The following is a 15,085-nucleotide window of genomic DNA, read 5'->3' as shown; positions in this document are numbered from 1 at the left end:
GCGGTGCTTAAATCAACGATTGTCCGCACGCCACTGACGAGGTGTGACACCGGTCAGGCGCATGAATGTCCTCGTGAAATGGCTCTGGTCCGCAAAGCCACACAAATCCGAGATCATGTTCAGAGGCATGGGGGACGTGCGCATGTACTTTTTTGCCAGCTCTACGCGTTGATTGATCAGCCAGCGATGCGGAGGCAGTCCCGTGGTCTGATGAAAGGCCTTGACGAAATGACTGCGAGACAGACCGCAGGCTTTCGCCACATCGACAAGCGAAATTTTTCCGTTGAGGTGTTCGAACAGGAGTCCTTTTGCCTGACGCTCCTGCCACGGCGTGAGTTTGCCGGTCTGCCTTTCCCGCCGCTCGCCGATACCGCCGTACTGACGTGCGATATGCGTCTGGAAAGCGAGCGCGACATGATCGATGAAGAGTTGCGACGCATGCTCGGGCTGCGCCAACGCGGGCAGCAATGATTGTCCGAGGTGATGGACGATCGGGTCGGTTGCGCTCAAGTGCGGCGGCAAATAAAGCTGCGGTCGTCGCCGGCCGCCGATTTCATCGGCCGTTTCCTCCAGCGTTCGGCGAGGCAGATGGAAGTGGAGACAGTCGAACGCCCCTTTCAGATCCGCCACCCACCTGCGGTCGAGGTCGTGAATCGTCACGGTCCCTGCGTTGTAGGGGACGAAGCGAGCAGCACGTCCGTCAAGCCACAATTCCTGTTCGCCGAAAGCGCGCAATTGCAACACGACGAGATCGGCATCTTCGAGGTCATAGGGCGCGGTCCGGCCCATATTTCTTCGTGCCGTCTTCAGCCGACTGATACCGATCTGCGCGGACGGCAATGTTTGGGTGACGACGGTCTGCCTCACGTCGGCCGGAATGAACTCGGAAGAGGCGTTGTCCGACGGTGCAGTAGCCATAAAATCGGTGAGAAGGTCAAGGATGAGACCCTGCAGTCTACCCAATCGAAATTACGGTTGACTGGCCAGACGGCCGCCGCGATTGCGCATCAGAGGCCGAGTTTCCGTTCGCTCATCCACTTCACGATCGCCGGATCGCGATGGGAGAAGAAACTGCTCGTGCCGGCCTCCAGCGTGGCGATGGCCTGCATGTATTCCTCGGACAATTCGAAGTCGAAGACGGCCAGGTTTTCCAGCATCCGCTCCTTTCGCACGGACTTCGCCGGAGCGACGATGCCACGCTGTACCAGCCAGCGCTGCACGCCACCCGGCCATCTACGGCCATCGACCCGCACTTTCGGACTGCCATTCAAACGTCGCTTCCGCCCGGACCGTGGACTTTCGTGTGCGGATTTCGTCAGTCATGTAGTCGGCCGTTGATTACATCCCTGCTTCATTCCCGGCCGCAGACGGCACCTGCGGCACGGCGTGCGGGCGACGCCCGCGGAACGTCGTGAATTTCGATGCGTTGCCGCGAATTCATTGCACGCGACCTATACTTTCAAAGTCATTTCGTCCGCGACAAGGAGGCGCAATCGTGCCTATATGCTTCGCGCGGCATCCCGCGCGGTCATCCACGCAAGACCCATGACTACTGTCGTATGAGGAAGGACATCATGACGCGCAAATACATCGATTGCCGGGAATTCCCGAGCGAAATGAATTGTTCCGTTTCGCTATCCGCGGATTCCGAAAACGAGTTGCTCGAGGCGGCCGTACAGCATGCGGTCGCGGTTCACAAGCATGCCGATTCGCCGGAGCTGCGTTCACAGCTGAAAGCGCTATTTCATGACGGCACACCACCCATTGAAACACCGCGTCAAGCGTAATGCCGGCGCGACGGATCGAAGAGCAGCGACCACCTCACGACGGCCATCTGCCAACCACGTATTGGCGTTGACCGTAGCTGCGCATCTTGCCGAAATCTTCTTCTGAATGTGGTCCATGGGGCGGCTATCGGAGTTCGGCTGTCGTGCGAATACCTCGCTGCCGGGCCGAACCCGTACTTCCGCGTTCGGCCATTTTCTGCCCCGTTGAGCCGCTACACCTGACGGTTAATCGAAATACGGCTCCAATACCCCCTCGATCCAATCCATGAAAGCCCGGACGCGTGGCGACAGGTTGCGCCGATGGGCCACGACGAGCGATGCGGCGAGGGGCTCGGGACGCAAGTCGGGCAGAACCTCCACCAGCGCGCCGCTTTCGATGTGATGCGCGAGCGCCGAATATCCCGCCTGGATCAACCCGATGCCCGCAAGCCCGGCGGCATGATAGGTCTGCACACTGTTGACCTGCATCGCGCTCGGCAACGGAAGCGACGCATAGCCGTCGCCGTCCGGGTATTCCCATCCGGCATGCCGGGCGCCGAGTGTCAGCGTGTAGTGAACCATCCGATGCCCCTGGCTGCGCAGATCGTCGAGCGTATGCGGTATGCCGTACCGTGCCAGATAGTTCGGGCTCGCCGCATTGGTCATGCGCAGCTTGCCCAGCGGTCGGGCAATCAGCGTCTCGTCGACGATCGGACCCAGACGGATCACGCAATCGAACCCTTCCTGGACGAGATCGACACGCCGATCGGTGCTGGAAAGTTCCAGTTCCAACTCCGGATGTGCCGCCATCAGTTGCGGCAGGGCGGGAACCACGACGCTTCGTGCCAACTCGGTGGGCATGTCGACGCGCAACCTGCCCCGCAGCGGTGTGCCATGACCCGAGAACATCGATTGCAACTCCTGTACTTCGGCCAGCAGGTCCCGTGCGCGCAGATAAAAGGCGCGTCCGTCTTCAGTAAGCTGCACGCTCCGCGTGGTCCGATGCAACAGCGCCACGCCGACATCCCGCTCGAGTCCGCGGATCACCATCGACACACGCCCCTTCTGAATTCCAAGGCTTTCGGCCGCACGCGTGAAGCTCGTCATTTCGGCGACACGGGCAAAGATCAAAAGCGCGTCGAGGTTTTGCATTGTTCACCCAGGGAGTAACGGAACGTTCAATTTGTCATCATTTATAACTCAGTTACGACTCAGTAGAGTGGCTTCCCATGTCGTCCACGGAGGACAACTTGAACGAAAGGGAGCAGCCATGACACAACATACCTCTGCGATCAAAACGGTCGTGGTCTACCACTCCGGCTATGGGCATACCGAGCGTATGGCAACAGCCGTCGCCGAAGGTGCCGGCGCCGTACTCGTCGCAATCGACACCGACGGAAACCTTGCCGAGGATGCGTGGGATGCGCTGGCCGGCGCGGATGCGATCCTGTTCGGCTCGCCGACCTACATGGGCGGCCCCAGCTGGCAGTTCAAGAAATTCGCGGACGCGTCCTCGAAAGCCTGGTTCGAAGGCGGGTGGCAAAACAAGATTTTCGGCGGCTTTACCAACAGCGCGAGTATCAACGGCGACAAGCTCAATACGCTCGAATACTTCTTTCTGCTCGCCGGGCAGCACGGCGGCATCTGGGTCAGCATGGATATCAAGCCGGCGAACGTGAAAGCTTCGATGCGTGACGACCTGAATCGCATGGGCTCCTATATCGCGCCGATGGCGCAGACGCCTGCCGATGCGTCGCCTGACGAGATGTCGCCAGGGGATCTCGAGACGGCGCGCCGCTACGGCGCACGCGTCGCGATGATCGCCGGACAGTTTCGGTCCGGACACGCTCAACGCAACTGAAATCCTGGCGCGCGCGACGCGACGAAACGGACGCCGCCACCTGTCATCCAGCCACTCTTGAAAGGAATGGCCATGAAATACAAGCAACTCGGCCGCACCGGCCTGTATGTCTCGGAGCTGTGCCTCGGCACGATGACGCTGGGTGGCAATGCCGACGCGGGCATGTGGAAGGCGATCGGCGCAGTCGGTCAGGACGACGCGAACCGGTTGATTGCCCGCGCGCTTGCCGCGGGAATCAATTTCATCGACACCGCCGACATTTATTCCTTTGGCCAGTCCGAACGACTCGTCGGACAGGCACTGAAAGACATCGGAGTACCACGCAACGAAATCGTGCTGGCGACGAAGACAGCCGGCGTGATGGGCCCGAAACCCAACGATCAGGGGGCGTCGCGCGGTCACATCATGGATTCGGTGCAGAGAAGCCTGGAACGGCTCCAGGTCGACCATATAGATCTTTACCAGATACACGCCAGCGATTCTGTCACGCCAATCGAAGAAACGCTGCGGGCCCTGGACGACCTTACGCGGCAGGGGCTGGTTCGTTATGTCGGCGTGTCGAATTGGCGCGCAGGCAAGATCGGTAAAGCGCTCGGACTGAGTGCGGCGCTTCATGCCACGCGCTTCGAAACGCTGCAGGCCTACTATTCGATCGCCGGACGCGACGTGGAGCGCGAACTGGTGCCGCTCGTGATCGACGAGCAGATGGGGCTGCTTGTCTGGTCGCCCCTCGCGGGCGGCTTGCTTTCCGGGAAGTTTGGTCCCGGGGCACCAGCCGAAGAAGGTTCGCGGCGCAGCCATTTCGATTTTCCGCCGGTCGATCTTGATCGGGCCTGGCTGTGCGTTGCGGAGATGCGCGCCATCGCCGACGCGCGCGGTATCTCGGTCGCCCGGATAGCGCTCGCCTGGCTGCTCGCCAGGCCGCATGTCACGAGCGTCATTATCGGCGCCAAACGGGTCGAACAGCTCGAAGACAATCTCGGCGCGGTCGATGTCGTTCTCACCGAGGACGAGCTTGCGCGTCTTGAAGCCGTGAGTGCGCTGCCTAGTTGTTATCCAGGCTGGATGATCGATCGTCAGGACGCGAGCAGGCGTCCGTTGCCGTTCAGGCCCGTTGCGTCGAATTAGAACCGGTTACCGCACACCCATAGGGCGGTTGTCCGAATGCGCCCACTGAAAGAGAGATAAGCATGCCAAAAGGTTATCTGACGTTGCTATCGACGAGGCGAATCACCTGCACGCCAGGTTTAGCCAAACCATCGCGAGATGGCGTGGGCGACTTCTTCATGGTCGGGAGCGGCTTCGCATGCCCACGCGACGATCCCGTCGGGACGCACCAATATAGCGCGCACACCTAACCGATCCTTGGCGTCGGCTGCGACATAGGCGAGGCGCTCGCGCCAACGGTTCGCAAGCGCCTGAAGCGATGCGCCTGAATCGAAGTCCAGCAGGAGTCCCCGCCCGTCGCGCAACAGGCGGCCTGCCTTGGTTCCGTCGACCAGTTCGAAATCGGGTACGCTGCGGCCCACCAGCGGATGAGGGCTGCCAAGATCGTAGCGAAGCGAAACACCCCAGACGCGCTCGGCGAAATACGTTGCGCCATCCCGGGTCTCGATGAGATCGCGAACGATCGCTTCCAGCGCGCGCGTGCCGGGGGTAGGTCGCATAAGAGCGACTTGCGCACGCGACCAATCGAGAACGCGTGCCCCTATCGGATGCCGCTCTTGTTGATAGCTGTCGAGCAGACCGGCCGGCGCATCGCCACGGATGGTGGCTGCCAGCTTCCAGCCGAGGTTCATCGCGTCTCCGAGTCCAAGATTGAGCCCTTGACCGCCCAAAGGAGAGTGGATGTGCGCCGCATCGCCCGCGAGCAGCACTCGTCCGTTCCGATAGGTCGTTGCCTGGAAGGCACGATCCGTCCACGTGGAAGCCTGCCTGAGCCTGGTCAGCGTGATTTCAGTGCCGGACACGCGGCGCAGCACCGCCTGCACATGCTCCAGCGTGACGGGGTGAAGGCGGTGAAACGCGCCGCCGTCGAATTCCACCATCGCAATCGTGCCGGGTCGCGCATAGGTGTACATGCCCGTCGATGTGTAGTGTCGGCCGGCGGGAAGTGCGTCCGGCTCAGCCATGTCGACTTCGACGGAGTAGCCGGTGAACTCCGGACCAGTACCGACGAAATCAAAGCAGCCGGCTTTGCGGATCGCACTGCGGCCGCCGTCGCAGCCGACGAGCCAGCGCCCGCGAAAAGTGTTCCCACCCGCATGAACGGTCACCGCTCCATCCGACTCGTGGAATGCGTCGGCGCTCAGGCCTCGCCGGATCTCGCATCCCGTCGCGCCGGCTCGACGAGCCAGGACCGTTTCGAGTGTCTCCACTGCCACTGCCATGCTGGTGTCGGCCGAGCCTGACAGGCGATACGGCCACTTCGAGGGATCGATGTCGTCGTGATGGAACGGAATGCCGGCGAAATGACCGGCGGGCCGGCGCGGCTGCTGCCTCCAGTGCGCGATCGTCGCAGTCTTGTCCGCGATAGGGTCGGCACGCCCGGCCTCGATTACCTCGTCCAGCAGCCCGCGCCTGTCAAGCGTTTCGAGGGTGGGGGCCGAAAGGCCGCGCATGCCGAACGGCAGGCGCTTCAACGGAGAGTGCGGTGTTTCGGCGCGCTCGAGCACGAGGACCGACAGCTTGAACAGGCGAAGCTCGCAGGCGAGAAACAGACCGACGGGGCCAGCCCCGGCGATCACGACGTCGTAAATATCCTGATGGTGCTCGTGCATGAATTGCTCCTGTGTCGATGTTCGACCGGAGCGTTTCTCAGGTTGAGCGCCACACGGACGAACGTTTGGACGCCTGGTCGGCGTCGGATGTTCGTCGTGGGGATCTCATGCACGGGGCAAAGACCAGAGCTTTCGCTAACGAAAGGACTTGGGCTTACCAAACCAAGTCTGCCTTTTCCGACACCGCGTTATAACACCGCAGCGAAGACGCGTAAATGGCGGCGATGGTTCGCCCACCGCAGTGCGATGGTGTGCCGGCGTGTTACGTCGACCATGCGCGAAACGCAGGGTTGGCAAGAACCGGAATGGGTCTCGACGGCAGTTGTGCAACCGACTCATGTTTTTGACGTTCTTCATTCGCGTTCACGAAAGGACGTATTAGCGTTTCCCCCGATATAGGAAAGCGCCGTACAAGCCGATGTTGCAGAGAGATATTGTGTGAATAATTGATCCGAGGCCAATTATGACGACATCCGCAACAAACGGGCCGAACGACGCACTGCCTGAAACGCCCGAAGCGGCAACGGCATCCGACGACGCGTGCCGTGCACCGTCGATCCTGCTGGTCGACGACGAGCCGAACGTGCTGTCGGCGCTCAAGCGCGTGTTCCGACCCGCGGGCTACGACATCCTGACCGCCGACAGCGGCGAGGCCGCGCTCGAGATACTGGCGTCGACCGAGGTCGACCTGATCGTGTCCGACATGCGGATGCCGCGCATGAGCGGTGCGGAATTTCTGGCCCGCGCGCGGGCACTGTACCCGGACACGATGCGTATCCTGCTGACCGGCTATGCGGATATCGCATCGGTCGTGCAGGCCGTCAACGAAGGCGGCGTGTATCGCTACCTGAACAAGCCGTGGGACGATCACGATCTGCTGATGACCCTCGAACAGGCGCTGGAGCAGCGGCGCTTGCGCCGCGAAGCGGCCCGGCTGACCGCGCTGACGGAAGCGCAGAACGAGGCGCTGCGCCGTTTCAACACGGAACTCGAAACGCAGGTGCGCGCACGCACCGAGGAACTCGGCCAGACCGTGATGTTCCTCGAAGCGGCGCAACGCGACCTGAAAAGCAGTTTCACGGCAATGGTCCAGGTCTGCGCGAGCATGATCGAGCTGCGTTGCGGGACCGCCGGCGGACACGCGATGCGCGTGGGCGAGATCGCGCGCCGGCTCGCGCTGGCGTCGGGGATGAGCGAGCTGCACGCGCAGGACGTCTATTTCGCGGGGCTGCTGCACGGCATCGGCAAGTTGTCGCTGCCCGACGAATTGCTGCACAAGCCGCTCGCGCGGATGACGACGGACGAACACCGGCTGTTCCAGCAGCATCCGCTGCGCGCGCAGATGGTGCTGACGCCGGTCGCGCAATTGCACAAGGTCGCGTCGATCGTGCTGCACCAGTCCGAGCGCTTCAACGGACGCGGCACGCCGGACGGGCTGACCGGCGACGCGATTCCGCTCGGCTCGCGGATCGTTGCGATCGCACGCGATTTCGAAGGGCTGCGCAATGGCGAAATCGGTGTGCCGCATTCGGTCGAACAGGCGCTCGATGCGTTGCGCTCGCAGGCCAGCGTGCGATACGACCCGCAGATCGTCGAACGTTGCATCGAGCTGATGCGTGACCCGGCGAGTCTCGGTATCGCGGCGTCCGTCGCGGAGATCAAGTCCGCGCAGCTGCGCGAAGGGATGCAGCTCGCCGACGATCTGCGCACGCATCGCGGCGTGCTGTTGATGACGAAGGGCAGCGTGATGTCGGCGCACCAGATCGAGCTCGTGCGCCGTTTCGAGACGCGGGAAGGGACGCCGTTCGACATCCTCGTTCTGGCCGGCGCGGCGGCGTCGACGCAGGCGCACAACGCAGGCGCGCCGCCCGGCTGACGCAGGATACATGGCCTGATGGACGCTGCGCGCGCTCGATCGCGCGGCGGCAACGCCTTCACACCGATTCGGTCGCTCGATCATGCACGGCACCTATGACCTCCCGCTCGTCCTGCTATCGCTTGCGATCGCGACGCTGGCCTCGTATACGACGCTCGACCTGGCCGCGTTCATTTCGCTGCTCGACAACCCGAAGCTCAAGCGTGCGTGGCTGGGCGGCGGCGCGGCCGCGATGGGAACCGGGATCTGGTCGATGCATTTCGTCGGCATGCTCGCGTTTTCGCTGCCGATCCCGCTCGGCTATGCGCTGCCGGATACCGGCGCGTCGCTGGCGATTGCCGTGCTCGTGTCGTATTTCGCGCTGAACGTCGTCACGCGCGCACGGCTGGGCTGGCGGCGGCAGTTCGCGGGCGGTGCGCTGATGGGCGGCGGGATTGCCAGCATGCATTACACGGGGATGGCCGCGATGCACATGCAGCCCGGCATTCGCTACGATCCCGCGCTGTTCGCCGCATCGATCGGCATCGCGGTGATCGCGTCGACTGCCGCGCTATGGATCGCGCAGGCGCTGCGCGTGCGGCAGGCGCGTCATGCGACCGCGCAACGCGTCGGCGCGGCCTGCATCATGGGCATTGCCATCACGGGCATGCACTATACGGGGATGGCGGCGGCCCATTTCGCGCCGGACGCGCGATGCGGCGCGGCGAACGGGATCGACGCGCCGTGGCTCGCGACGACCGTCGCGCTGTTTACGATGGCGTCGCTGATCGTCACGCTGCTGCTCAGCCGCTTCGATGCGCGCACAACCTTTCTGCGCGGGATGGCCGACACGCTCGAGCGGCTCGTGCGAATGCGTACCGCGGAACTCGAACGTGCGTTGCACCGCTACGAGCAGACGACGGAGATGCTGCAGCGCACGCGCGAGAACATGGCGACCGAGATCGACGAGCGCAAGGCCGCGCAGGCACGGCTCGAACAGGAGAAGGAAGAGCAGCGGCGCCTTCTGCATGTGCTCGAGGAAACCCACGTGCAGTTGCTGCAGTCGGAAAAGCTCGCGTCGATCGGCCAGCTCGCGGCGGGCGTCGCGCACGAGATCAACAATCCGATCGGCTTCGTCAGTGCGAACCTCAATACGTTGAAGACATGGGTGCGAAGCCTGCTCGATGTGGTCGCGGCGCATGAAGCGGCGCTGCCGCAGCTCGACCCGGCCGCGCGCGACGCGCTGACGGCGATGGGCCGCGCCGCGGATCTGGACTACGTCCGCGACGAGATCGTGACGCTGATCGACGAATCGATCGATGGCGCGGTGCGGGTGCGGCGCATCGTGCAGGACCTGCGCGATTTCTCGCGCCCGGTCAGCGACGAGTGGAGCGTGGTCGATCTCCATGCGGGCCTCGAGAGCACGCTCAACGTCGTCCATAACGAACTGAAGTACAAGGCCGACATCGTGCGCGATTACGGCGACCTGCCGCAGGTCGAATGCCTGCCGTCGCAGTTGAACCAGGTGTTCATGAACCTGCTGGTCAACGCGGCGCAGGCGATTCCCGAGCGCGGCGTGATCACGATCCGCACGTCGAGCGATGGCGAGCAGGTGTCGATCGCGATCAGCGATACCGGAACGGGCATGACGCCCGACGTCGTCCGGCGGATCTTCGATCCGTTCTTCACGACGAAGCCGGTCGGGCAGGGAACCGGGCTTGGCTTGTCGGTATCGCACGGCATCGTCGAGCGCCATCGCGGCACAATCGACGTGACGAGCGAACCCGGGCGCGGCACGACGTTCTGTGTGCGGCTGCCGGTCCGGCGGGCCCGCGACAACGCGGACGCGGCGGAGCTGGAACAGCGGGCATGAGGTGCGCGAACCGGGTTCGGCAAAAAGATGAGCGCGACTCAGACCGTCGCACCCGCCGATCCAGCAACGTATCGCTCGACGCGCTGAGCGTCGTGCCCGGCAGCTCGTTCAGGTGCTCGACCACACGACTGATGAACCGGCTGCACGCCGCCGGCAGGGAACGCCGTCGCCGCGACGGGAGGGCACGCGCCGTTCCCGTCACGACACGCTGTCCGACGCGCTATCCGGCCGGCGTCGGCTGCGCGACGTCGCGGCTATCGGTCGACGAACCCGGCTTCTCCGCCGCATCATCCGCGACAGGCAACGCGACACGCACATAAAGAAACGCACGCCGTTCGCGATCGGGCAGCACTTGCGGCCCGTAGCTGATCGCGACCTTGCCGTCGTCGATCTCGCCGGCCTGCGCGAAACGCCACGCGCCCGGATCGCTGTCGAGCAGGAATTCGGCGCGCGCATACGCGTGCGGCTCGAACAGTTCGGGAATCGTCACCGTCCGTCCGTCGAGCTTGTCGAGCAACGCGTCGACCACGTCGAAGCCATAACCGTCGCGCACGATGTCGCAAATGAAGCTGCCCGCGATGCGCGGATTCAGTTCGATCACGTGCGGCACGCCGTCGTGCACGATGCAGTCGAGATGCACGGGCCCCCACGTGAGCCCGGCGGCCGCGGTCGCGCGCGTGCCGACGTCGATCAGCGCGCGCAGCGTGTCGGCATCGAGATCGAGTTCGGACGTATAGCCGCGTTCGAGAAAGCCGGCGCCATGCCGCTTCAGCTTGCGCAGCGCGCCGATGTAGCGGCCGTCGAAATACTCGACGCAGTATTCGCTGCCGCTCAGGAATTCCTCGACGACGACGCGCTCGGTCGCGAGCGACTGCGCATCGACTCGCGCGGCGGCGAGCGCGTCGAGCTGCGCGCGCACTTCGGCGATAGTCTCGCAGCGCCGGACGCCGTCACTCGCCGATCCCTCCGACGGCTTGACGACGACCGGAAAACGCAATGGGTCGACCGCGGCGGCGAGCGCAGCCGGCGCGCCCAGCGTGCCGGTGACGAATTGCGCGGCGGGGATGCCGTGCGCGGCGAGCAATGCCTTCTGGTTCGACTTCGACACCGCGTGCGCGACGTGCCGCGCATCGGGGCCGGGCAGGCCGAGCGCGTCGGCGACCCACGCGGCGGTGCGCGCATAGGTGTCGTGAGCGGTCGTCACGCGCAGCGTGTCGATCTCGTCCGGAAAACGCGCGCGCAGCCAGCCGGCGAGCTGGCCGGCGTCGGGTTCGAGGTTGATCGTCTCGACACCGTCGGGAAACGCGCCGGCGAGACGATGGCCGGGCGCGGTGACGACGGTCACGGCCACCTGGCGCGCGAGCGCGGCGCGCACGAGCGCGAGGCTGCTGCCGGTGGCGCGTGCGCCGATCACGATGAGTCGCTTCATGCTGGATCCTTGATCGAGGACGGGAGAGCGGGGCGGTGCCGGCTAGCGTGCGCGCCTGCGCAGGCGCTGCGCTTCGAGGCGCGGCAGCAGGTGCTGGACGACGCGCGGCAGCGTGTAGATAGGCAATTGAGCACACGTGAACACGAGCGCCATGGTCGGCGTGGCCGCGAGCCCGAGCGCGGCCCACATCAGGCCGACGTTGCGATTGGCGACGATCAGCGCGACATTGAGCCGCGTGCGGACGTCGCCGGGCGTGAGACCGTACGCGACGATCTGGAAGCCGGCGTTGACGGCGAACGCGAGTGCGATCGAGGTCAACGCGCGGTGCGGCGCGTCGATGATCGACTGCTGCATGCCGGCCATCGTGCCGAGCGCGAATACCAGCAGCGCGACGACGACGATCGCGTCGATGGGTGTCGCATAGCGATCGAGCCGGGCACCGGCAAACCGCCGCACGAGCAGCGCGACGCCTTCGGCGCTGCCGATCAGCAGCGCAAGCCGCAATGCGAGCGTCACGGGCGAGATCGACACGGCCGCATCGTGGCTGAACCAGGCTGTCAGCAGCGGCGCGGTAAGCGGAACGAACGCCATCGATGCAAGGGTCGCGACGAGCGCGACGCTCGCGTCGAGCGACAGCATCCGTGCGATCGTCGACGTGCCGCTCGACGGCGGCGCGCAGTACGCGATCACCAGCGCGACGACCCAATCGTACGGCATGCCCGCGAGCCGCGTCGCGATGCCGAGCGCGACCGGGCACACGATCATCGTCACTGCAGGCAGCAGCAGCGACACGGCCGGCCGCCGCGCGACCGCGCGCACGGCGCTGGGCTCGACGCGCAGCAGCGTACCGAGTACGAACAGGAACACAGTGACGGGCATCAGCGGCCGCGCCATGTCCGCGAGCGGCGGCACCAGCAGCCCGAGGCCGACGCCGCACGCGAGCACGGTCGGGCCGCGCCGCACCAGCGCGGCGATCAGCGCGCGCACGGGCGAGCCGCGCGCCGACGGCGAGCGGAGGTGAAGCCGGAACAGACAGCGGATGGCATGCGGATTCCTCGTAAGCGGGCCGGCTGGGTCGGGATATCCGTCAGGCTAATCCCGATGATGTGCGAAGTAAAATGATATAAACTGGATCAGTAACAAGAGAAAGTGATATGAACATACCTCTGCTCGAAACCTTCCGGGCCGTCGTGCAGGAAGGCAGCGCGTTGCGCGCAGCCGAACGGCTCGGCTGCACGCAGTCGAACGTGACCGCGCGGCTGCGCCAGCTCGAAGAGTCGCTCGACGCGCCGCTGTTCGACCGGCACGGCAAGCGGCTGGTGCTGAACGACGCGGGGCGCCGGCTGATCCCGTATTGCGACCGGATCCTGCGGCTCGTCGACGAAGCGACGCAGGTGGTGCGCGAGACGCCGGTCGCGCGCAGCTTCCGGCTCGGTTCGATGGAAAGCACGGCGGCCACGCGGCTGCCTGCTCTTGCCGCCGCATTGAAGGCGCACGATCCGGCGCTGGGCCTCGCGGTGCAGATCGGCAGCGAGCCGGAACTGGCCGACGCGCTGCTGCGCGGCCGGATCGACGCCGCGCTCACCGCACGCGCGGTCGTCCGGCCGGGGCTGCGTTACGAGCCTGCGTTTGCCGAGGACATGGTGCTGGCGAGCGCGGTCACGGTCACGCGCCGGCAATTGCTGGCCGACAACACGGTGCGGCTGCTGGCGTTTCACGACGGCTGCCCGTATCGGGCGGTCGCCGAGCACTGGCTGAAGGCGCGCGGCTTCGCGATCGAATCGGTGTCGTCGTTCGGCACGTTCGGCGCGATCCTTGGATGCGTGGCGGCCGGCATGGGCGTTGCGATCCTGCCGAAACGGATCACGACCGAGCACGTGGCGCGCAAGGAACTGCGCACGCACGCGTTCGACGATCTCGACAGCGTGACGACCTACCTCGTCACGCCCGAGGAAGTGCCCGCGCTGCCCGAACTCGATGCATTGCGCGCGGTGCTGGGCCGGCAGGCGGGTGCGCTGCTCGCACGCTAGTGCCGGAGAGCCGGAGCGCGAGCGCGCGGTGCCAATAACGCTATGCCGGCGCGACTGCGCGTTCGTCCGCGAAGAAATCGGCCTCGATTTCGCGGATGCGCCGGCAATCGTCGAGCAGCCGCTCGAACGTCGGGCTGTAGAGGCCGACCGTGCCGAGCGCCGTCTGCAGGTCGGTGGTCACGCGCAGCGTGTCGCCCACCTTGATCCACTGCTTGAGCCCGACGAACGACGGCAGCGCCTGGATCGCTTGCCATGTGAAGTCCTGCGCGAGCACGCCGTTGCGCGACGACAGCAGCAGCACGTGCCCGCAGTAGCCGCGAAAATCCGTCGGCGCGGCCGCTTCGCCGAACAGCCGCTCCGGATGCAGCACGGCTTCGACGGCGGCCGACACGTGATTTTCGCCGCTGACCGCGCTCGTCAAGCGTGGATCGAGACTGCCGTGCAGCCGCGCGTTCAGCTCGACGATCGTCGGGCCGTCGGCCGTGTCGAACAGTTCGAGATGGGTCGGCCCGAAGCGTACTTCGAGCGCGTCGAGCACGTCGGCTGCGTAGTCGAGCAGCGGCGCGTAGCGCGGGTCGGCATGGTTCAGCACCAGCATCTTGTCGAGCCGCGGCGCGTGCGTGCGGTCGCGATGCACTTCCCACAGGCTGACCACGCGATGGCGGCCCTCGAACGACACCGAATCGACGATGTATTCCTGCCCCTCGGAATAGCTCTGGATCACGATGTCGTCGTTCGGCTGGTTATACAGCGAACGGGTGGCCAGCACGTCGCGCGCGGCGGCCTCGACCTGCGCGAGCGTCCGGCAGATCTTCACGCCTGCCACGCCTGCGCTGCGAGCCGGCTTCACCACGAGCGGCAGCGTGCCGTGCGCGCGCGCCCACGCGAGCGCTTCGTCGACCGACGTGCTGTGAAAATGCGCCGGTGCGCGCAGGCCGGCCTGGCGGATGCGTTCGTTCATCACGAATTTGTCGCGCCGCGCGGCCGACGTCGCGAGCGGATTGCGATACGGCACGTCGAGCCGTTCGGCCAGCGTGTCGGCGAGTTCGAGCGCCGCGTCGAGGCCGTGCAGCACCGCGCCGATCCGCAGGTCGCTCAGTTGCGCGAGCGTCGCGTCGATGTCGCCGCGATGCTGGACCTGGCGGACGTAGTCGGACGGGACGAACTGGTTCCGGTAGATTTCCGGCAAATCGGGGTCGCTGACCACGTGCGCGCAACGGATGCCGTACGCGCGAAACGCGGGCGCCAGATAGGCGGCCGTCGACGCACCGTCGACGATCAGGACGGTATCGATGAAGCGATGCTGCATGGATTCCTCGCTCGGCTATGGGATCGGTTGAAGGGAGTCGGGCGGCACGTGCTCAGGCCCGCGCGACGGCATCCGGTGCGCCGCCGGGCCAGCGCGCGGCCAGCACGATGCAGACGGCGACGAGCGCGGCCGCGACGGCAAACGCGCGCGACGTGCCGGCCACGATCGCTGCGCGCTGGCCC

The 15,085-nt window shown here is 65.2% G+C and carries 12 protein-coding genes and 1 pseudogene; 6 read left to right on the top strand and 7 right to left on the bottom strand.

Annotated features, from left to right (window positions below; genetic code table 11):
• Positions 1-12: 12 nt before the first annotated feature.
• The gene (locus ACPUER_RS25740; protein WP_175963476.1) at positions 13-918 is read right to left on the bottom strand and encodes a helix-turn-helix transcriptional regulator; all 906 of its coding nucleotides are present in this window, start codon (positions 916-918) and stop codon (positions 13-15) included.
• Positions 919-1,007: 89 nt separating this feature from the next.
• Positions 1,008-1,220: pseudogene (locus tag ACPUER_RS25735) on the bottom strand (aldo/keto reductase); the annotation flags it as partial.
• Between the two features lie 354 nt (positions 1,221-1,574).
• Here ACPUER_RS25735 and ACPUER_RS25730 point away from each other — a divergent pair.
• Positions 1,575-1,787, top strand: coding sequence for a DUF1059 domain-containing protein (locus tag ACPUER_RS25730; RefSeq protein WP_425132479.1), 213 nt, complete (start codon positions 1,575-1,577; stop codon positions 1,785-1,787).
• 225 nt (positions 1,788-2,012) lie between these two features.
• Here the strand turns inward: ACPUER_RS25730 and ACPUER_RS25725 are convergent, their stop codons facing one another.
• Positions 2,013-2,918: a LysR family transcriptional regulator gene (locus ACPUER_RS25725; RefSeq protein ID WP_310136290.1), complete on the bottom strand. Its 906-nt coding sequence runs from the start codon at positions 2,916-2,918 to the stop codon at positions 2,013-2,015.
• Positions 2,919-3,036: 118 nt separating this feature from the next.
• Between ACPUER_RS25725 and ACPUER_RS25720 the strand changes: the two genes are divergently transcribed.
• Together ACPUER_RS25720 and ACPUER_RS25715 are read left to right on the top strand one after the other, a co-directional pair.
• Positions 3,037-3,627, top strand: a complete 591-nt coding sequence (locus tag ACPUER_RS25720) for a flavodoxin family protein (protein ID WP_310136291.1) — start codon at positions 3,037-3,039, stop codon at positions 3,625-3,627.
• Between the two features lie 72 nt (positions 3,628-3,699).
• Positions 3,700-4,755: an aldo/keto reductase gene (locus ACPUER_RS25715; RefSeq protein ID WP_425132478.1), complete on the top strand. Its 1,056-nt coding sequence runs from the start codon at positions 3,700-3,702 to the stop codon at positions 4,753-4,755.
• A 119-nt stretch (positions 4,756-4,874) separates the two neighbouring features.
• Here the strand turns inward: ACPUER_RS25715 and ACPUER_RS25710 are convergent, their stop codons facing one another.
• A complete protein-coding gene (locus ACPUER_RS25710; protein WP_425132477.1) occupies positions 4,875-6,407 on the bottom strand; it encodes an FAD-dependent monooxygenase in 1,533 nt (510 codons plus the stop codon).
• A 463-nt stretch (positions 6,408-6,870) separates the two neighbouring features.
• Here ACPUER_RS25710 and ACPUER_RS25705 point away from each other — a divergent pair, with 463 nt between their 5' ends.
• Positions 6,871-8,283 carry an HD domain-containing phosphohydrolase gene (locus tag ACPUER_RS25705; RefSeq protein ID WP_425132476.1) on the top strand — a complete coding sequence of 471 codons (1,413 nt, stop codon included), beginning with the start codon at positions 6,871-6,873 and terminating at the stop codon, positions 8,281-8,283.
• An 82-nt stretch (positions 8,284-8,365) separates the two neighbouring features.
• Positions 8,366-10,135 carry a histidine kinase gene (locus ACPUER_RS25700; RefSeq protein WP_425132475.1) on the top strand — a complete coding sequence of 590 codons (1,770 nt, stop codon included), beginning with the start codon at positions 8,366-8,368 and terminating at the stop codon, positions 10,133-10,135.
• 220 nt (positions 10,136-10,355) lie between these two features.
• Here ACPUER_RS25700 and ACPUER_RS25695 read toward each other — a convergent pair whose 3' ends face one another.
• Together ACPUER_RS25695 and ACPUER_RS25690 are read right to left on the bottom strand one after the other, a co-directional pair.
• Complete coding sequence (locus tag ACPUER_RS25695) at positions 10,356-11,564, bottom strand: ATP-grasp domain-containing protein (protein WP_425132474.1); 1,209 nt, start codon at positions 11,562-11,564, stop codon at positions 10,356-10,358.
• A gap of 42 nt (positions 11,565-11,606) precedes the next feature.
• Positions 11,607-12,551, bottom strand: coding sequence for a hypothetical protein (locus ACPUER_RS25690; RefSeq protein WP_175963027.1), 945 nt, complete (start codon positions 12,549-12,551; stop codon positions 11,607-11,609).
• Positions 12,552-12,718: 167 nt separating this feature from the next.
• Between ACPUER_RS25690 and ACPUER_RS25685 the strand changes: the two genes are divergently transcribed.
• Positions 12,719-13,594, top strand: coding sequence for a LysR family transcriptional regulator (locus ACPUER_RS25685; protein WP_175963026.1), 876 nt, complete (start codon positions 12,719-12,721; stop codon positions 13,592-13,594).
• A 40-nt stretch (positions 13,595-13,634) separates the two neighbouring features.
• Here the strand turns inward: ACPUER_RS25685 and ACPUER_RS25680 are convergent, their stop codons facing one another.
• Positions 13,635-14,903, bottom strand: a complete 1,269-nt coding sequence (locus tag ACPUER_RS25680) for an ATP-grasp domain-containing protein (RefSeq protein ID WP_175963025.1) — start codon at positions 14,901-14,903, stop codon at positions 13,635-13,637.
• Positions 14,904-15,085: the final 182 nt, after the last annotated feature.

This window comes from Burkholderia sp. DN3021 (assembly GCF_049805555.1).
Classification (GTDB): Bacteria; Pseudomonadota; Gammaproteobacteria; order Burkholderiales; family Burkholderiaceae; genus Burkholderia; species Burkholderia pyrrocinia_C.
Note: the sequence above shows the minus strand (reverse complement) of the source record. Positions and strands in the feature narration are given on the sequence as shown.